At 71.1% G+C, this 16,486-nt stretch carries 15 protein-coding genes and 1 pseudogene; 8 read left to right on the plus strand and 8 right to left on the minus strand.

Annotated features, from left to right (window positions below; all coding sequences use genetic code 11):
* Window positions 1-82: 82 nt before the first annotated feature.
* Both RPX00_RS27505 and RPX00_RS27510 read left to right on the plus strand, forming a co-directional pair.
* Window positions 83-2,323, plus strand: a complete 2,241-nt coding sequence (locus RPX00_RS27505; protein ID WP_406629640.1) for a HelD family protein — start codon at window positions 83-85, stop codon at window positions 2,321-2,323.
* A 288-nt stretch (window positions 2,324-2,611) separates the two neighbouring features.
* A complete protein-coding gene (locus RPX00_RS27510) occupies window positions 2,612-3,127 on the plus strand; it encodes an FKBP-type peptidyl-prolyl cis-trans isomerase (protein WP_406629642.1) in 516 nt (171 codons plus the stop codon).
* Between the two features lies 1 nt (window position 3,128).
* On the opposite strand, the gene RPX00_RS27515 is transcribed toward RPX00_RS27510, so the two are convergent.
* The gene (locus tag RPX00_RS27515) at window positions 3,129-4,100 is read right to left on the minus strand and encodes a quinone oxidoreductase family protein (RefSeq protein ID WP_406629644.1); all 972 of its coding nucleotides are present in this window, start codon (window positions 4,098-4,100) and stop codon (window positions 3,129-3,131) included.
* 92 nt (window positions 4,101-4,192) lie between these two features.
* Here RPX00_RS27515 and RPX00_RS27520 point away from each other — a divergent pair, with 92 nt between their 5' ends.
* Both RPX00_RS27520 and RPX00_RS27525 read left to right on the plus strand, forming a co-directional pair.
* Window positions 4,193-4,510, plus strand: a complete 318-nt coding sequence (locus RPX00_RS27520) for a hypothetical protein (RefSeq protein WP_406629646.1) — start codon at window positions 4,193-4,195, stop codon at window positions 4,508-4,510.
* Window positions 4,507-5,371 (plus strand): annotated as a pseudogene (locus RPX00_RS27525) (RimK family alpha-L-glutamate ligase). The gene RPX00_RS27520 and the pseudogene RPX00_RS27525 overlap by 4 nt, the downstream one beginning before the upstream one ends.
* Here RPX00_RS27525 and RPX00_RS27530 read toward each other — a convergent pair.
* The 7 genes from RPX00_RS27530 to mptB form a co-directional block, all read right to left on the minus strand.
* A complete protein-coding gene (locus RPX00_RS27530) occupies window positions 5,368-5,592 on the minus strand; it encodes a helix-turn-helix domain-containing protein (RefSeq protein ID WP_406629647.1) in 225 nt (74 codons plus the stop codon). The pseudogene RPX00_RS27525 and the gene RPX00_RS27530 sit on opposite strands and share 4 nt — an antisense overlap.
* Entirely contained in the window at window positions 5,592-6,212 is a 621-nt protein-coding gene (locus tag RPX00_RS27535) for a hypothetical protein (protein ID WP_406629649.1), read from the minus strand. The genes RPX00_RS27530 and RPX00_RS27535 overlap by 1 nt, the downstream gene beginning before the upstream one ends.
* 61 nt (window positions 6,213-6,273) lie before the next feature.
* Complete coding sequence (locus RPX00_RS27540; RefSeq protein WP_406629651.1) at window positions 6,274-7,209, minus strand: acyl-CoA desaturase; 936 nt, start codon at window positions 7,207-7,209, stop codon at window positions 6,274-6,276.
* Window positions 7,210-7,500: 291 nt separating this feature from the next.
* Complete coding sequence (locus tag RPX00_RS27545) at window positions 7,501-8,472, minus strand: COX15/CtaA family protein (protein ID WP_406629653.1); 972 nt, start codon at window positions 8,470-8,472, stop codon at window positions 7,501-7,503.
* 123 nt (window positions 8,473-8,595) lie between these two features.
* Window positions 8,596-9,384: an ABC transporter permease gene (locus RPX00_RS27550; protein WP_406629655.1), complete on the minus strand. Its 789-nt coding sequence runs from the start codon at window positions 9,382-9,384 to the stop codon at window positions 8,596-8,598.
* Window positions 9,381-10,307, minus strand: coding sequence for an ABC transporter ATP-binding protein (locus RPX00_RS27555; RefSeq protein ID WP_406629657.1), 927 nt, complete (start codon window positions 10,305-10,307; stop codon window positions 9,381-9,383). The genes RPX00_RS27550 and RPX00_RS27555 overlap by 4 nt, the downstream gene beginning before the upstream one ends.
* Before the next feature lie 6 nt (window positions 10,308-10,313).
* Entirely contained in the window at window positions 10,314-11,954 is a 1,641-nt protein-coding gene (mptB, locus tag RPX00_RS27560) for a polyprenol phosphomannose-dependent alpha 1,6 mannosyltransferase MptB (protein WP_406643117.1), read from the minus strand.
* 243 nt (window positions 11,955-12,197) lie between these two features.
* On the opposite strand from mptB, the gene RPX00_RS27565 reads away from it, so the two are divergent.
* The 4 genes from RPX00_RS27565 to sufC are packed head-to-tail and all read left to right on the plus strand — an operon-like array spanning window position 12,198 to window position 16,480.
* Window positions 12,198-13,052, plus strand: coding sequence for a helix-turn-helix transcriptional regulator (locus RPX00_RS27565; RefSeq protein ID WP_406629658.1), 855 nt, complete (start codon window positions 12,198-12,200; stop codon window positions 13,050-13,052).
* Window positions 13,049-14,497 (plus strand): Fe-S cluster assembly protein SufB, encoded by a 1,449-nt coding sequence (gene sufB, locus RPX00_RS27570; protein WP_406629660.1) that lies wholly within the window; start codon window positions 13,049-13,051, stop codon window positions 14,495-14,497. The genes RPX00_RS27565 and sufB overlap by 4 nt, the downstream gene beginning before the upstream one ends.
* Window positions 14,498-15,670 carry a Fe-S cluster assembly protein SufD gene (gene sufD / locus RPX00_RS27575; RefSeq protein WP_406629662.1) on the plus strand — a complete coding sequence of 391 codons (1,173 nt, stop codon included), beginning with the start codon at window positions 14,498-14,500 and terminating at the stop codon, window positions 15,668-15,670. It abuts the gene before it with no gap.
* Between the two features lie 39 nt (window positions 15,671-15,709).
* Window positions 15,710-16,480 carry a Fe-S cluster assembly ATPase SufC gene (gene sufC, locus RPX00_RS27580; RefSeq protein WP_406629664.1) on the plus strand — a complete coding sequence of 257 codons (771 nt, stop codon included), beginning with the start codon at window positions 15,710-15,712 and terminating at the stop codon, window positions 16,478-16,480.
* The last annotated feature ends 6 nt before the right edge of the window (window positions 16,481-16,486 follow it).

Genomic DNA, 16,486 nt, shown 5'->3' on the forward strand with positions numbered 1-16,486 from the left:
CGCGACCGGGCAGGAATGGCCCGGGATCCTCGCCGGTTGCACTCTTCCGGCCCCGATCCCGACCTGAAAGCAGGACCTTTCCTTGCCCGAGGAACCGGCCTACGAAGCCGAGCTGCGCCGCGAGCAGGCCTACACCGACGCGCTGTTCGCGAAGCTCGACGCCGAACGCACCCAGACCCAGCGCCGGCTGGACGAGACCCTGCGCCAGACCGGCGGGACGCCGCAGGCGCGCACCGAACGCGAAGCCGCCACGGCCCTGCACAGCGACCGGCTCGCCCAGCTCGGGTCGGTCGAGCAGGGATTGTGCTTCGGGCGGCTGGATTTCGTGCCCGGCAGCAGCGACGAGGAGACCGCCTACATCGGGCGGCTCGGGCTGTTCGACGAGGACGACGACTACCGCCCGCTGCTGATCGACTGGCGCGCGCCGGTCGCGCGGCCGTTCTACCTCGCCACCGCCGCTTCGCCGGACGGCGTGCGCCGCCGCCGGCATCTGCGGTCGCTGAGCCGCCGGGTCACCGGGTTCGACGACGAGATCCTCGACCTGACCGCCGCCGACCAGGGCCAGGACCTCGGGCTCGCCGGCGAGGCGGCGCTGCTGGCCGCGCTGGAGCGTCGCCGGACCGGCGAGATGGCCGACATCGTCGCCACCATCCAGGCCGAGCAGGACCGGATCATCCGCGCGCCGCTCGGCGGGGTGATGGTGGTGCAGGGCGCGCCGGGCACCGGGAAGACCGCGGTCGCGTTGCACCGCGCGGCATATCTGCTGTACACGCATCGCCAGCAGCTGACCACGCGCGGCGTGCTGGTCGTCGGCCCGAACCCGACTTTCCTGCGCTACATCGGCCAGGTCCTGCCGTCGCTCGGCGAGACCGGCGTGCTGCTGGCGACCATCGGGCAGCTGTGGCCGGGCCTGGACGCGGACGGCGTCGAGTCGCCGGAAGCGGCTGAGGTGAAGGGCCGGCTGGTGATGGCCGACGTGCTCGCCAAGGCGGTCCGCGACCGGCAAGGTGTACCCGATCCGGTGATCGAGATCGAGCACGAACGCGAGATCCTCAAGCTCGACCGGAAGACCTGTGCGCAAGCCCGCACCCGGGCCCGCCGTTCGCGGCGGCCGCACAACCTCGCGCGCCGGCTGTTCGTCTCCGACGTCCTCGACTCGCTCACCCGGCAGGCCGCCCGCGCTTTGGGCGAGGATCTGCTGGACGCGCAGGACGTCCAGGACATCCGCGCCGAGCTGGCCTCGAGCCCCGCGGTGGCCGCCGCGCTGAACTCGCTGTGGCCGAAACTCACCCCGGGAGGCCTGCTGGACGACCTGTTCGCCGACCGCGAACACCTCGACCGGGCGGCCGGCGAGCTGCTGTCCGAAGAGGACCGGAGGCATCTGGAGAGCGGCCGCGACGCGAAGTGGACGCCCGCCGACGTGCCGCTGCTCGACGAACTGGCCGAACTGCTCGGCAGCGACGATTCCGAGGAACAGGCCGAGCAGAAGCGCCAGGAACGCGTCGAGCGCGCGTACGCCGAAGGCGTGCTGGACATCCTCGAGCAGGACGAGGAAATCCAGGACGAGGAGATCCTGCGGGTGTCCGACGTGCTGGACGCCGAACTGTTCGCCGAACGCCAGCAGGCGCGCAGCGAGCTGACCGCGGCGCAGCGGGCGGCGCAGGACCGGACGTGGACGTTCGGGCACGTGATCGTGGACGAGGCGCAGGAACTGTCCGCGATGGACTGGCGGCTGCTCATGCGCCGCACGCCGAACCGGTCGATGACGCTGGTCGGCGACGTCGCGCAGACCGGGGCTGCCGGGGGAGCGCGGACCTGGGACGAGGTGCTGTCGCCGTACGTCGCCGACCGCTGGCGGCTGGAGCAGCTGACGGTCAACTACCGGACCCCGGCGGAGATCATGGCGGTCGCGGCGGGCGTGCTCGCGGAACTCGACGTGGACCTGGCCGCACCGGTGTCGGTGCGGGAGACCGGGGTGCCGCCGTGGAGCGTGGAAACCGGTTCGCTGGATGAGGAACTGCCCGCGCTCGTGGCCGCCGAACTGTCCGCTGTGGACGGTGGGACCGTGGCGGTGCTGGTGCCGGCCGGCCGGCTCGACGAGGTGCGGAAGCTGCTCCCGGAGGACGACCGGCTGAGCGTGCTGACCGTCGACCGGGCCAAGGGGCTGGAGTTCGACGGGGTCGTGCTGGTGTCGCCGGACGAGATCGTGGCGGGGTCGCCGCGCGGGCTCAACGACCTGTACGTGGCGTTGACCCGGGCGACGCAGCGGCTCGGCGTGGTGCGGACTGGTCCGGCGGTGCCTGCTCTCGGCGGGCTTGGTTAGTCCCGGATCAGCGACCGCATGACGGCACCTTCAAGTCCGTGAGGGGAACCCTGAGGGAATCTGATTCCCTCAGGGTTCCCCTCACGGACGATGATCCTGCTCTCGCCGCTCGCGCTGGGCCCGGCACGAACCCGCCGACCCCTTTGGCCTGGGCGGACGTGCCTCACGCCGCACACATGACGCAGCCTCAAGTTCCTGGCATGGGGAATCAGCGTCCGTGAAGGTTTCCTCACGGACGACCGGACCCGCCCGCAACGGAACGGCTGCGCCGTGCGGATACAGTCAAGCATGCAGAAATTCGGCAGGACAGCCGTCGTCGGCGCGGTCGCGGCGGTCGCCGCGTTCGGGCTCACGGCCTGCGGCGACGACAGCAGCGCGGCCCCGGCGGCCCCGAGCCGCGAGTGCACCGCGGACGACATCAAGACCACCGGGAGCTTCGGCCAGGTCCCGGAGATCACCATCCCGGACGGCTGTGCTCCGCCGAAGAAGCTGATCACCAAGGACCTGTCCGCGGGCTCCGGGAAGGCCGCGGCCGCCGGGTCGAAGCTGTCCATGAACTACCTGGTCGTGACCTGGTCGAACAAGAAGAAGCTGGACAGCTCGTTCGACCGCGGCGAGCCGTTCGGGCTCGACCTCGGCGCCGGGCAGGTGATCGAGGGCTGGGACCAGGGCCTCGTCGGCGTCAAACAGGGCGGGCGGCGGCTGATGATCATCCCGCCCGCCCTGGCCTACAAGGACGGCGGGCGCGGCATCGCGCCCAACGAAACGCTGGTCTTCGTGACCGACGCCCTGTCGGTTTCCTGACTCAGGGGATCAGCAGCAGCTTCCCGGTCGTCCGGCGTCCCTGCAGGTCCTCGTGGGCCTTGCGGGCGTCGGCGAGCGGGTAGCGGCCGCCGACGCGGACGTTGAGCGAACCGTCCCGCACGGCGGCGAACAGTTCGCCGGCGCGCCAGTCGAGTTCCTCGCGGGTGCGCAAGTAGTGGCCGAGCGTCGGGCGGGTCAGGTACAGCGAGCCGCCGGAGTTGAGCCGCTGCGGGTCGAGCGGCGGGACCGGGCCGCTGGCCGCGCCGAACAACGCCAGCGTGCCGCGGATCTTCAGGCTCGCGAGACTGCCGTCGATGGTGCTCTTGCCGACCCCGTCGTAGACCGCGGCGACGCCTTCGCCGTTGGTCAGCTCGCGGGTCACGGCGGCGAAGTCCTCGCGGTCGTAGCGGATCACGTGGTCCGCGCCGGCGCCGCGGGCCAGCTCGGCTTTCTCGTCGGTGGACACCGTGGCCAGCACTCGCGCGCCGCGTGCCTTCGCCAGCTGCACCAGCAGCAGGCCGACGCCGCCGGCCGCCGCGTGGACGAGGATGTCGTCGCCTGCCTTGACTTCGTAGGTCGAGCGCACCAGGTAGTGCGCGGTCAGGCCCTGCAGCATCGTGGCCGCGGCGATCTCGTCGGAGATGCCTTCGGGCACCTTCACCGCGGCACCGGCCGGGATCACCGCGCGCTGGGCGTAGCTGCCGAGCACGCCCTGCCAGGTCACGCGGTCGCCAGGCGCGAAGCCGGTGACGCCCTCGCCGGTCTCGACGACCGTCCCGGCGCCCTCGGAGCCGAGGACGAACGGCAGGTCGATCGGGTAGATGCCCTGGCGCTGGTAGGTGTCGATGTAGTTGACGCCCGCCGCGGCGAGGTCGACCAGCAGCTCGCCGGCGCCGGGCGGGCCGGGCTCGATTTCGGCCAGTTCCAGCACTTCCGGGCCGCCGGTCCGGGTCACCTGCACTGCGGTCGGCATGGTTCCTCCTCGAGATGTGCGCGTCCGCCGTCCACTATGGCCGAGAACACGGTCGGGCCGCGGGGGCGGGGGTCTCGGGTTAAGCTCCGGACGTGGCTGAGGAGACCGAAAACACGCCGACCGCCCCGACCGCCCGCCAGCTGGCGTCCGCCCGCGCGTTCGTGGCGAAGCACGGCAAGCCGTCGCGCGCCGTGGTCGAGAACATCGGGCTCGCCGGGGCGCGGGTCGTGCTCGTGGGCCCGGACGGGGCGATGGGCGACGTGCTGGTCGCCGGGGTCGAGACCGGGTCCGCGCTGGTCGAGCAGGTCGAGGACCTCGAGGCCGCGGAGTGGGACAGCGAGACGGTGAAGACGGTCAAGATCGGTGCCGCGCACCGCCGCAAGATGGCCGGTCCGCGAGCCGGACGGTGACCCGCTCGGCGATTTTCGTCGGCTGCTCCGCGCTGCCCGAAGGCGACGGCGACGAGGCCGCGGTGCTGCCCGCGCTCGCCGATCTCGGTTTCACCGTGCGCTGGGCCGCCTGGGATTCGGACGCCGACTTCGCTGCGGCGGACATCGTGGTCCTGCGCGCTGCGTGGGACTACCCGGAGCGCCGCGACGAATTCCTCAGCTGGTGCGAGGACGTTCCGGGCCTGAGCAACGCGGCCGCGGTCGTGCGCTGGAACACCGACAAGACGTATCTCGGCGAACTGCTGGACGCGGGCGTGCCGACGGTTCCGGTGGAGATCGTGCCGCCGGGGGAGAAGCCGCGCTGGCCGAAGAAACCGTTCGTGGTGAAGCCTTCTGGTGGGCGCGGGAGGCCGTGGCGCCGCTCGGTTCGACGCTGCCGGCGCGGAGGCGGAGAAGCACTTGAGCGCGCTGCACGACGACGGGCGCACTGCTCTCGTGCAGCCGTATCAGTCCAGTGTGGACACTCAGGGCGAGATCGCGGTGACGTTCTTCGGCGGCGTTTATTCGCACGCCTTCACGAAAGCCGCGCTTCTGGAGTCCAAAGTGGACGCTTCCGGGCTGTACCGGGAGGAGCGGCTGGCGGCCGCGGTCCCGGCGCCGGAGGTGCGGGCGGCGGCGGAGGACGCGCTGGACGCCGCGTGCGGGCTGCTCGGCATCCTGCGGGCGGAACTCCTGTACGCGCGGGTCGACCTGGTCCGCGGCGACGACGGCCGTCCGCTGGTGCTGGAACTGGAGCTGACCGAACCGTCGCTGGGCTTCCGGCACGCGGACGCGGGCGCGCCGCTGCGGTTCGCGTCGGCGGTGCGGCAGCAGCTGGCCTAGTCCCGCCGGAAGGCCAGCAGGTCGCCCGGCTGGCAGTCCAGGACCTCGCAGATCTTGGACAGCGTCGAAAACCGGATCGCTTTGGCCCGGCCGTTTTTCAGCACCGACACGTTGACCGGGGTGATCCCGACCCGGTCGGCCAGCTCGGCGACGGTCATCCCGCGCGCGGCGAGCAGTTCGTCGAGCCGGATCTCGATGCGGTGCGGTTCTTCGGGCGGCATCAGACGGTGCCTTCCAGGTCTTCCGCCATCCGGACCTCGATGCGCAGCAGCTTCGCGACCACCAGCGCGGAGACCCCGGCGAACACGCACCACCACGGGAAATCCATCTGCAGCTCCTGCAGCCACGCGTGGTACTGCCCGTTGAAATCGGCGCCGCCGAGCAGCTTCCCGGCCAGCTCGTACTGGAAATAGTGCTGCAGCCCTTCGGCGACCGGCCCGGCGACGAGCACGAACCAGCCGAGCGTGCGGAGCCGTCCCGGCGTGACCGGCGAGTGCAGGCCGGGACGGGCCGCGCCCCAGAGGAACCGGCAGAGCAGCAGCAACGCCACCGCGCTGAACACGACAGTGGGCAGGGTCGCGCCCATCGAGAGCGCCACGTCGGCGCCGGTCGGGCCGTTGTCGCCGGGGCAGACCCGTGCGGTCGCCGGGATCACGAACGTGCTGGCCCCGGTGGACATCCCCGCGCCGGTGGCGGGCCCGACCGGCGCGCCGTGTCCGGCTTCGACGCAGGCTTGCAGCGCGGTGCGGACGGTGCCGTAGTTGACCAGTACGAACGCAAGCACTGACCCCGCCCCGACGGCGGTGACGATGCGTTTGTCCGGGGTGCTCAACGGTTCCATGTCCGCCCCCTTATCGAAAAACGATACCTATCGAAAGACGATAGCATCGTTTTTCGATAGGTCAACCGGGCTGCTGCACGCGCTTGGCGGCGAGCCGGTCCGCCCGGGGCCAGCGGACGTCGCTCGCCCAGCCGAGCCGTTCGAACGCCCAGATCACCCGCGCCGACACGTCCACCTGCCCGCGCAGCACGCCGTGCCGGGCGCAGGTCGGGTCGGCGTGGTGGGAGTTGTGCCACGACTCGCCCATGGACAGCAGCGCCAGCGGCCAGAAGTTCGCCGCGCGGTCGCGGCTCGCGAACGGGCGGTCGCCGATCAGGTGGCACACCGAGTTCACCGACCAGGTCACGTGGTGCAGGAACGCGATCCGGACCAGACCGGCCCAGAAGAACGCCGTCAGCGCGCCCTGCCAGGTGCCGCTGAACGCCCACCCGAGCACGGCGGGCAGGGCGAGGCTGAGGGTGATCCACAGCCAGAAGAACCGGTTCACCAGGCGCAGATCGCGGTCCCCGACGAGATCCGGCGCGAAGCGGTCGGCGTTGGTGACCTCGCGCTGGAACATCCAGCCCATGTGCGCGTGCCAGAACCCGCGCAGCAGTGCGGCGGGCGAGGTGCCGAACAGCCACGGCGAATGCGGATCGCCCTCGCGGTCGGAAAACGCGTGGTGGCGGCGATGGCTCGCGACCCAGAAAATCACCGACCCCTGCACGGCCATGCTGCCCGCGATCGCGAGCGCGATCCGCAGCGGGCGGCCCGCTTTGAATGCGCCGTGGGTGAAGTAGCGGTGGTACCCGACGGTGACGCCGAGCGTGGCGAGCACGTAGAAGACGGTCGCGAGGACGAGGTCGGTCCAGCCGATGCCCCAGCCCCAGACCAGCGGGACGGCGGCGATCAGCGCGGCGAACGGCACGAGCAGGAACGTCTTGAGCACGATCATCTCGGCGGTCCCGCGCCGGCCGGAGAGAAGCGGTTTCGCGGGGCGGGCAGGGGCGGTCGGCATGGCGCACCTCGGGCTTTTCGGAAAGCCGGACGGCCACGACGGTAAGCGGCCGACCTGTCCGCCGGGCCGACGCGCAGTTACGCCTGGATGACCGTCAGTTCGCGGTGGCGAGTTCGTGGTTGTGCCGCGGGATCGCGGTCGGATGCTCGGCGGCCTTGGCGTTCGTGTCGGCGGTTTGGTGGTTTCGGCGCAGAGGCTGGGCCTGTCAGGGCGGCGCGGTGGGCGCGAGTATGGAGCGGGTGCCGTCGTTCGTGCGGTCTCTGGACAGCAGCGTGTCGGCTGCTTGGCCCGTCAGTTCGCGGTGGCGAGTTCGCGCTTCTCCGCGGGCTCCAGCGACGTCACCGGACCCCGGTCGCGAGTTCCCGTCCACAGCACCGCCGTCACGACGATCACGAGCGCCGAGCCCAGCACGTGGAACGACACCATCGCCTCCGGCACGCCCAGCGCGTACTGCACCGTGCCCAGAACTCCCTGCAGCAGCGCGACAATCCACGCCCACGCGTACCGCTGCCACACGGTCTTCGGCGCGCCGACGCGCATCAGCGTGAGCCCGAAAACCCCCAGCACGACCAAGTACGCGATCAGCAGTGCGCTGTGGACGCGCGCCAGTGTCTCGATCGGGGCGTCGAGGCGATGCGTGTTGACGTCGCCGCCGTGCGGGCCCGCGCCGGTGACCGTGGTGCCGGCGATCAGGACCGCCCACATCAGCACCGTCAGCAGCACCAGCATCTGCCGCCCCAGCTTCGGGACCAGCGGGCGTGCCGGTTCGTCTCCTTCGCGGAACGCCTTCAGCAGCAGCACCGCCAGCCACACCAGCGGCGTCGAGGCGAGGAAATGGATCGCGACCGTCCACCATTCCAGCTTCGCCAGCACGGTCAGTCCGCCGATGACCGCCTGCAGCACCACGCCGCCGGGCATCGTCCAGGCGAGCTTCACCAGGCGCTTGCGCTCCGGGTGGTCGATCTGGATCCGCCACGCGGTGAGCACCGCCAGCGCGGCCACCACGATCACGACGCCGGTCAGCATCCGGTTCGAGAACTCGATCCACTGCGTGACCGCGTCGATGCCGGGATGCTGCACCGGCACCAGGCTGCCCGCGACGCACTGCGGCCAGGTCGGGCACCCCAGCCCGGACCCGGTCACCCGCACCACGGACCCGGTGACGCCGATGCCTGCCTGCGCGACCACCGCGGCGATCCCGACCGCCCGCTGAACCGCGGCGGACGGATACGGCAGGCGGGCGATCAAACTGCTGAGGGACACGCGGAAAGAATACTCGCGCGCGATTTCCCGGGTGCACGCGGCGGTATTGTCCAGCGCGAATTCGCCAGCGTGCGCAAGGAATCGGGTGCGGCGGGCGTCACATCCGGGCGGCCGGAAAACGATTCAGGTGAGTTTCGTGGTCCGGGTCGCCAGCACTCCGGCCACCGCCGCCCACACCACCAGCACTGCCGCCGGTCCCAGCGGGAACTGGCCGTCCACCAGCGCCGCGCGCATCCCCTCCGCCAGCGCGCCGGACGGCAGCAGTGACACCACCACGCCGACTCCGGACGGCAATGCCGACGGGGCGAGCAGAATCCCGCCAGCCAGCAGCAGCACGAACCACACGATGTTCGCCAGCGCCAGCACGGCTTCCGCGCGCAACGCGCCGCCCAGCAGGACGCCCAGCGCGCCGAAAGCCAGCGTTCCCAGTACCAGCAGCACGATCGCGGAGCCGATTCCGGCGGCCGACGGCGACCAGCCCAGGAAAGCCGCCACCACGCCGAGCACCACGGACTGCAGTGCGACCACGACCAGGGCCGCGACGACCCGTCCGGCGACCAGCAGCCAGCGCGGCAAAGCCGTCGCCGAAAGGCGCTTCAGGACGCCGTAGCGGCGGTCGAAGCCCAGCGCGATCGCCTGGCCGGTGAAGGCCGACGACATGACCGCCAGCGCGAGGATCCTCGGCGTCATCCAGTCCACTTTGGACGTCGAACCGAGCTGGCTCGCGGGCAGGATGTCCAGCAGGCTCAGGCCGATCAGCAGGGCGAGCGGGATGATCAGGGTGAGCAGCAGCTGCTCGCCGTGCCGCAGGGTCAGCGCGGCCTCGACCCGCGCGTGCGTGCGCAGCATCCTGCCGAGCGAGCCGCGGCCGGGCGCGGGGGCGAAAGTGCCCGCGGGGAACGGAGAACTCATGCGCGAAGCTCCCGTCCGGTGAGTTCGAGGAACACTTCTTCGAGCGTCCGCCGTCCGACTTGCAGTTGTTCGGGCAGCACACCCTGCTGCGCGCACCACGCGGTAACGGCGGAGACCACCTGCGGGTCGACCGCGCCTTCGACCAGGTACGAACCGGGCGCGGATTCGGTGACCCGGTAACCCTCCGGCAGCGCGGCGGCGAGCAGCGTCGTGTCGAGCTTGGTGCGGGCGCGGAACCGCAGCTGCGCCGCCTCTCCTGCTTCCAGGGTGAGCGAATGCGGCGTGCCTTCGACGACCACCTTGCCGTGGTCCACGATCACCACCTGGTCGGCCAGCGTTTCCGCTTCCTCCATGAGGTGGGTGGTGAGCAGGACGCTCACGCCGTCCGCGCGCAGGGCCGCGAGCAGGTCCCAGACCAGCCGCCGCGCCTGCGGGTCCATGCCCGCGGTGGGCTCGTCCAGGAACACCAGCTCCGGACGGCCGACCAGCGCGCACGCCAGGGAAAGCCGTTGCTGCTGCCCGCCGGAGAGCCGTTTGAACGGGGTCCGCTTCGCGCCGGCCAGCCCGAGCACGTCGAGCAGCCACGCCGGATCGTGCGGGTGCGCGGCGCAGGAAGCCACTAGCCGCAGCATTTCCTCCGCGCGCACGCCCGGGTACGCGCCGCCGCCCTGGGGCATGATGCCGACGCGCGGGCGGAGCCGGGAGCTGTCCGCGACGGGGTCGAGCCCGAGCACGCGCACGCGGCCCGCGTCAGGTCTGCGGAAACCCTCGCAAATCTCGACGGTGGTCGTTTTTCCGGCGCCGTTCGGCCCGAGCAGGGCCAGCAGGGAACCACGCTCCATGCGCAGGTCGATGCCGTCGACCGCGGTGGTGGAGCCGTAGCTTTTCGCCAAGCCGGAGATCTCGACGGCGGGGTTGTCCACAACGAATCACGATACGACGTCGGCGGGCGCGCGCGGTGCTGGGGACGCCGGAGGTGTCCTGGACAACAGCAGCGGCGAAAGCCGGTACACGATCGCGAGCCCGCCGAGGGTCACCAGCGCGGCCGCGCCGTAGGCCCACGGCAGGACGTACGAACGGCCGTCGAAGGTGCCGCCGGTGGGCGGCAGCAGGAAGGGCAGCCCGGCGCTGATCACGGTGGCGACCACCCGGAACCGCGACGTCCCGGCCGCGGCGGCGAGCGGGATCACCGCCCACAGCAGGTACCACGGCTGCAGGTTGATCTGCAGGATCATCGCCGCGCCCAGCGAGACGCCGAGCCCGATGATCGGCCGGTACCGCCATTTGAAGCTGGCCCACAGGAATTTGATCGTGACGGCCGCGGTGATCACGTTGCCGAGCGTGCCGAGGATCGGCACCAGCGCGTCGGTGTGGTTGCCGAGCCCGAGCGCGATGCCGAGGACGCCGCCGAGGTTCGCCACCTCCGCGGTGGGGGAGATGAACGAGCGCACCAGACCCGGCGTGCTCGCCGTCGCGCCGATCCAGCCGAAGCCCAGCCCGGTGCCGACGCAGATCGCGGTGAGCACGACGCCGAACAGCAGCGCCATCGGCGCGCCCGCCCACACCAGGTCCTTCAGCCGCCCGTGCCATCGCCGCGCCACCATCACCGACAGGAACGGCAACGCCAGCACCGCCGGGATCTTCACGGTGGCCCCGACGGTGATGATGACGACGCCGAGCGCGATGAAGAGCAACTCGCCCTTCGCCAGCGGCGGCGGACTGTCGCCCTTCACCCGCACCGGCAGCCGCCGGATGCCGATCTCCAGCCCGGCCACCATGAGCCCGATGGCCAGCGAATCGTTGTGCGCGCCCGCGACGAAGTGGAAGATCAGCAACGGGTTCGCCGCGCCGAGCCACAGCGCGGTGGCCGGCTGCACGCCGAACCGCCGGGCCAGCCGCGGCACCGCCCACACGATCAGCAGCACCCCGACCATCGCCAGACCGCGCTGCAGCAGCACGCCGGCGACGATGTTGTTGCCACCGACCGGGGCCAGCCAGCCGCCGAGCCGCAGCAGCAGCGGGCCGTACGGGGCGGGCGTCTCGCGCCAGATGTTGGTGACGCCCGCGGTGAGCGGGTCCGCCACGCCGAGCGCCTGCGCCGGGCCCAGCTGATACGGGTCCATGCCGCGGTGCACGATCTCGCTCTGGGCGAGGTAGCTGTAGACGTCGCGGGAGAACAGCGGCGGGATCAGCAGCAGCGGCGCGACCCACATCGCGACGGTGCGGGCGAGCTGGCCGCTGGTGGCCAGCCGGGCGCTGGCCGGGCGGGCGAACCGGGCGAGCATGAGCCAGCTCAGCACCAGGATGCCCATGCCGGAGAAGGCGATCGCGAGCGATACCGTCGGGATGCGGACGAACAGCCGCAGCACCGGCAGGTCCTGCACCGGGTTGATCACCGGCGCGGCGCCCGCCCCGAGCGAGCCGAGCGCGAGGAACAGCGAGCCGACCGTGCCGAAGCGGCGGACCACGTCGAGGCCGCGGGTCTCGGCGGCGTTCAGCGGATCGGTGCGGCGCGGGCCGACCGGGGACGGCGGGACGGCGGTCGCGGTGTCGCTCGAGCCGCCGGAGATGTCCGGTTCCGGTGCCCGCTGATCCGGGTGCTCGCCGACTGCCACGCCCGGAAGCGTATCGACTCCGGTTCCGGCGGCGTGGCGAGTCCGGCCGGAAAGCCGCGGCGGGCTCCGGTCCGGCAGGTCGGCGGCGGGTCCGGCGCGGCGAGCGGCCGAGCGGTTCCGCTCCGGTTCCGCGTGAGTCGGGTCACTGGGCGACACCCCGCCTTTGCCCGCTGGCCGGAAATAAGACACACTTGTGTTGTGAAAAAGAACGGGACCACCGGCGAGGGGCGCGGCGACCAGCCGCGCACCGCGGCCGTCGGCGTTCCCGTGCAGGTCAGCGCGGTGAACGTGGCCGAGGGCCGGACCCGGCACGAGGTCGCCCGGCTGCTGCTGGAGCAGGGCCCGATGACCGCGGCCGTGGTCGCCGAGCAGCTCGGCATCAGCCCCACGGCGATCCGCCGCCACCTCGACGCGCTGCAGGCCGACGGCGAGGCCGAGACCCGCGACGCCCCGCGCAAGGGACCGCGCGGGCGCGGCCGCCCGGCCAAGCTGTTCCTGCTCACCGAGGCGGGCCGGGCCCGGTTCGGGCACGCCTACGACGACCTCGCGGTGTCGGCGATCCGCTTCCTCGCCGAGCACGCCGGCCCGGACGCGGTGCGCGCGTTCGCCGAGCGCCGGGTCGAGGGGCTCGTCGGGCCGCACCGGCAGGCGATCACCGGATCGGCTGATCCGGTCGAGCGCGCCGAGGCCCTCGCGACCGCGCTGAGCAGGGAGGGCTACGCTGCCTCGACCCGCCAGATCGGCGCGGAAACCCCGGTCGCCCACGCGGGCGCGCAGCTGTGCCAGCACCACTGCCCGGTCGCGCACGTCGCCGCGGAATTCCCGCAGCTGTGCGAGGCCGAGACGGAAGCGTTCGCGAAGCTGCTGGGCACCCACGTCCAGCGGCTGGCGACGATCGCGCGCGGAGACAACGCGTGCACCACACACGTACCCGCCGGACCGGCGGGTATCCCGGCCCATCCCGAGCCGGACCGCACGACGAAGCCCGGAGAAGCGGCCCCGCCGCCGGAAGGGCACGCACCACGGATCCCGAATGGAGGGAAACCCGCATGACTGCCGCTGCCGAGCAGCGCACTCCCACCACCGAGCCGTTGAGCCAGGAAGAGACCATCGCGTCCCTTGGCAACTACGCCTTCGGCTGGGCGGACTCCGACGAGGCTGGCGCCAGCGCCCGCCGCGGCCTGAACGAGGATGTCGTCCGCGACATCTCCGCGAAGAAGTCCGAGCCCGAGTGGATGCGCGACGCCCGATTGAAGGCGCTCAAGCTGTTCGACCTCAAGCCGATGCCGAACTGGGGCGCCGACCTCTCGGGGATCGACTTCGACAACATCAAGTACTTCGTGCGGTCCACCGAGAAGCAGGCGGCCAGCTGGGAAGACCTGCCCGAGGACATCAAGAACACCTACGACAAGCTGGGCATCCCCGAGGCGGAGAAGCAGCGCCTCGTGGCCGGCGTCGCCGCGCAGTACGAGTCCGAGGTCGTCTACCACCAGATCCGCGAGGACCTGGAGGAGCAGGGCGTCCTGTTCCTGGACACCGACACCGCGCTCAAGGAGCACCCGGAGATCTTCCAGGAGTACTTCGGCTCGGTGATCCCGGCGGGCGACAACAAGTTCTCCGCGCTGAACACGGCGGTGTGGTCCGGCGGCTCGTTCATCTACGTGCCGAAGGGCGTGCACGTCGACATCCCGCTGCAGGCCTACTTCCGGATCAACACCGAGAACATGGGCCAGTTCGAGCGGACGCTGATCATCGTCGACGAGGACGCCTACGTCCACTACGTCGAGGGCTGCACCGCGCCGATCTACCAGTCGGACTCGCTGCACTCCGCGGTCGTCGAGATCATCGTGAAGAAGGGCGCCCGCTGCCGCTACACGACGATCCAGAACTGGTCGAACAACGTCTACAACCTGGTCACCAAGCGCGCCAAGTGCGAAGAGGGCGCGACCATGGAGTGGGTCGACGGCAACATCGGCTCCAAGGTGACCATGAAGTACCCGTCGGTCTTCCTCATGGGCGAGCACGCCAAGGGCGAGGTCCTCTCGGTCGCGTTCGCGGGCGAGGGCCAGCACCAGGACGCCGGGGCGAAGATGGAGCACCTCGCGCCGCACACGTCCTCGACCATCGTGTCGAAGTCGGTCGCGCGCGGCGGCGGCCGCACGTCCTACCGCGGCCTGGTCAAGGTCGCCAAGCGGGCGCACCACTCGCGCTCCAGCGTGGTCTGCGACGCCCTGCTGGTGGACACGATCTCGCGGTCGGACACGTACCCGTACGTGGACATCCGCAACGACGAGGTGTCCATGGGCCACGAGGCCACGGTGTCCAAGGTCAGCGAAGAGCAGCTGTTCTACCTGATGTCGCGCGGCCTCGACGAGGCCGAGGCCATGGCGATGATCGTGCGCGGGTTCGTCGAGCCCATCGCGCGCGAGCTGCCGATGGAGTACGCGCTCGAGCTGAACCGCCTGATCGAGCTGCAGATGGAAGGGTCCGTCGGCTAAATGTCCGTGGCAGAGAACAACGTTTCCGAAGCGCTTCGCGAGGGGGCCGTCATTCCGGCGGCCTCCCGCGCGGAGCGGTTCACCTCCTACGACGTCGCGGCCTTCGAGGTCCCCGGCGGCCGTGAGGAGAACTGGCGCTTCACTCCGATGAAGCGCCTGCGCGGCCTGCACGACGGTTCCGCCGTCGCCTCCGGCGAGATCACGCTGGAGACCGAGGCCGCGCCCGAGCTGAAGATCGAGACCGTCGGCCGCGACGACGCGCGCCTCGGCGAAGCGGGCGTGCCGAGCGACCGCATCGCGGCGCAGGCGTACTCGTCGTTCGCCAAGGCCACGATCGTCACGGTGCCGAAGGAGACCGAGGCGTCGAAGCCGTCGCTGCTGCGCATCCACGGCCCGGGCGAGGGCAAGGTCGCCTACGGCCACCTGCAGGTGCGCGCCGAGGCGTTCGCCAACGCGGTGATCGTGCTCGACCACGTCGGCTCCGGCACCTACGCGGACAACGTCGAGTTCGTCATCGGCGACTCGGCCAAGATCACCGTGGTCAGCGTCCAGGACTGGGCCGACGACGCGGTGCACGTGTCCGAGCAGCACCTGCGGCTGGGCCGCGACGCGACGCTCAAGCACACCGTGGTCACCCTCGGCGGCGACCTGGTGCGCGTCTCGCCGACCGCGACTTTCGCGGACAAGGGCGGCGACGTCGAGATGCTCGGCCTGTACTTCGCCGACGCCGGCCAGCACCAGGAACACCGGCTGTTCGTGGACCACGCGGTGGCGAACTGCAAGTCCAACGTGATGTACAAGGGCGCCCTGCAGGGCGACGACGCGCACACGGTGTGGATCGGCGACGTGCTGATCCGGGCGGCCGCCGAGGCCACCGACACCTACGAGCTGAACCGCAACCTCGTGCTCACCCCCGGCGCGCGCGCCGACTCGGTGCCGAACCTCGAGATCGAGACCGGCGAGATCGAGGGCGCGGGCCACGCGAGCGCGACGGGAAGGTTTGACGACGAGCAGTTGTTCTACCTCCAGTCGCGCGGGATCGGCGAAGAGGCCGCACGACGGCTGGTCGTGCGCGGGTTCTTCCACGAGATCCTGGCCCGGATCGGCGTGCCGGAGGTGCGCGAGCGCCTCGAAGCCGCGATCGAGGCCGAGCTAGAAGCCGTGGGCGCCTGACCGTCGTCCGTCCCTTTCAGACTCTTTAGGAAAAGCAGAATGGCTACCCTGGAAATCAAGGACCTGCACGCGTCGGTGACCACCGACGAAGGCGCCAAGGAGATCCTCAAGGGCGTCAACCTGACCATCCGGTCCGGCGAGACGCACGCGATCATGGGCCCGAACGGCTCCGGCAAGTCCACCCTGTCCTACGCGATCGCCGGCCACCCGAAGTACACGGTGACCTCCGGCGAGGTGCTGCTGGACGGCGAGAACGTGCTCGAGATGAGCGTCGACGAGCGCGCCCGCGCCGGCCTCTTCCTCGCCATGCAGTACCCGGTCGAGGTGCCCGGCGTCTCGATGTCCAACTTCCTGCGCACCGCGGCCACCGCGGTCCGGGGCGAGGCTCCCAAGCTGCGCCACTGGGTCAAGGAGGTCAAGGACGAGATGGGCAAGCTCGGCATCTCGCAGGAGTTCGCCGAGCGCTCGGTGAACGAGGGCTTCTCCGGCGGCGAGAAGAAGCGCCACGAGATCCTGCAGCTGGCGCTGCTCAAGCCGAAGTTCGCCATCCTCGACGAGACCGACTCGGGCCTGGACGTCGACGCGCTGCGCGTCGTGTCCGACGGCGTGAACGAGTACAAGGCGGGCAACGAGGTCGGCGTCATGCTGATCACGCACTACACCCGCATCCTGCGGCACATCACGCCGGACTTCGTGCACGTCTTCGCCGACGGCAGGATCGTCGAGTCCGGCGGCCGCGAGCTGGCCGACGAGCTGGAGGAGAACGGCTACGTCAAGTACGTCGGCTCCGCCGAGCCCGCCAAGGCCTGACGCTGC

It is taken from the genome of Amycolatopsis sp. WGS_07 (assembly GCF_045278895.1).
Classification (GTDB): Bacteria; Actinomycetota; Actinomycetes; order Mycobacteriales; family Pseudonocardiaceae; genus Amycolatopsis.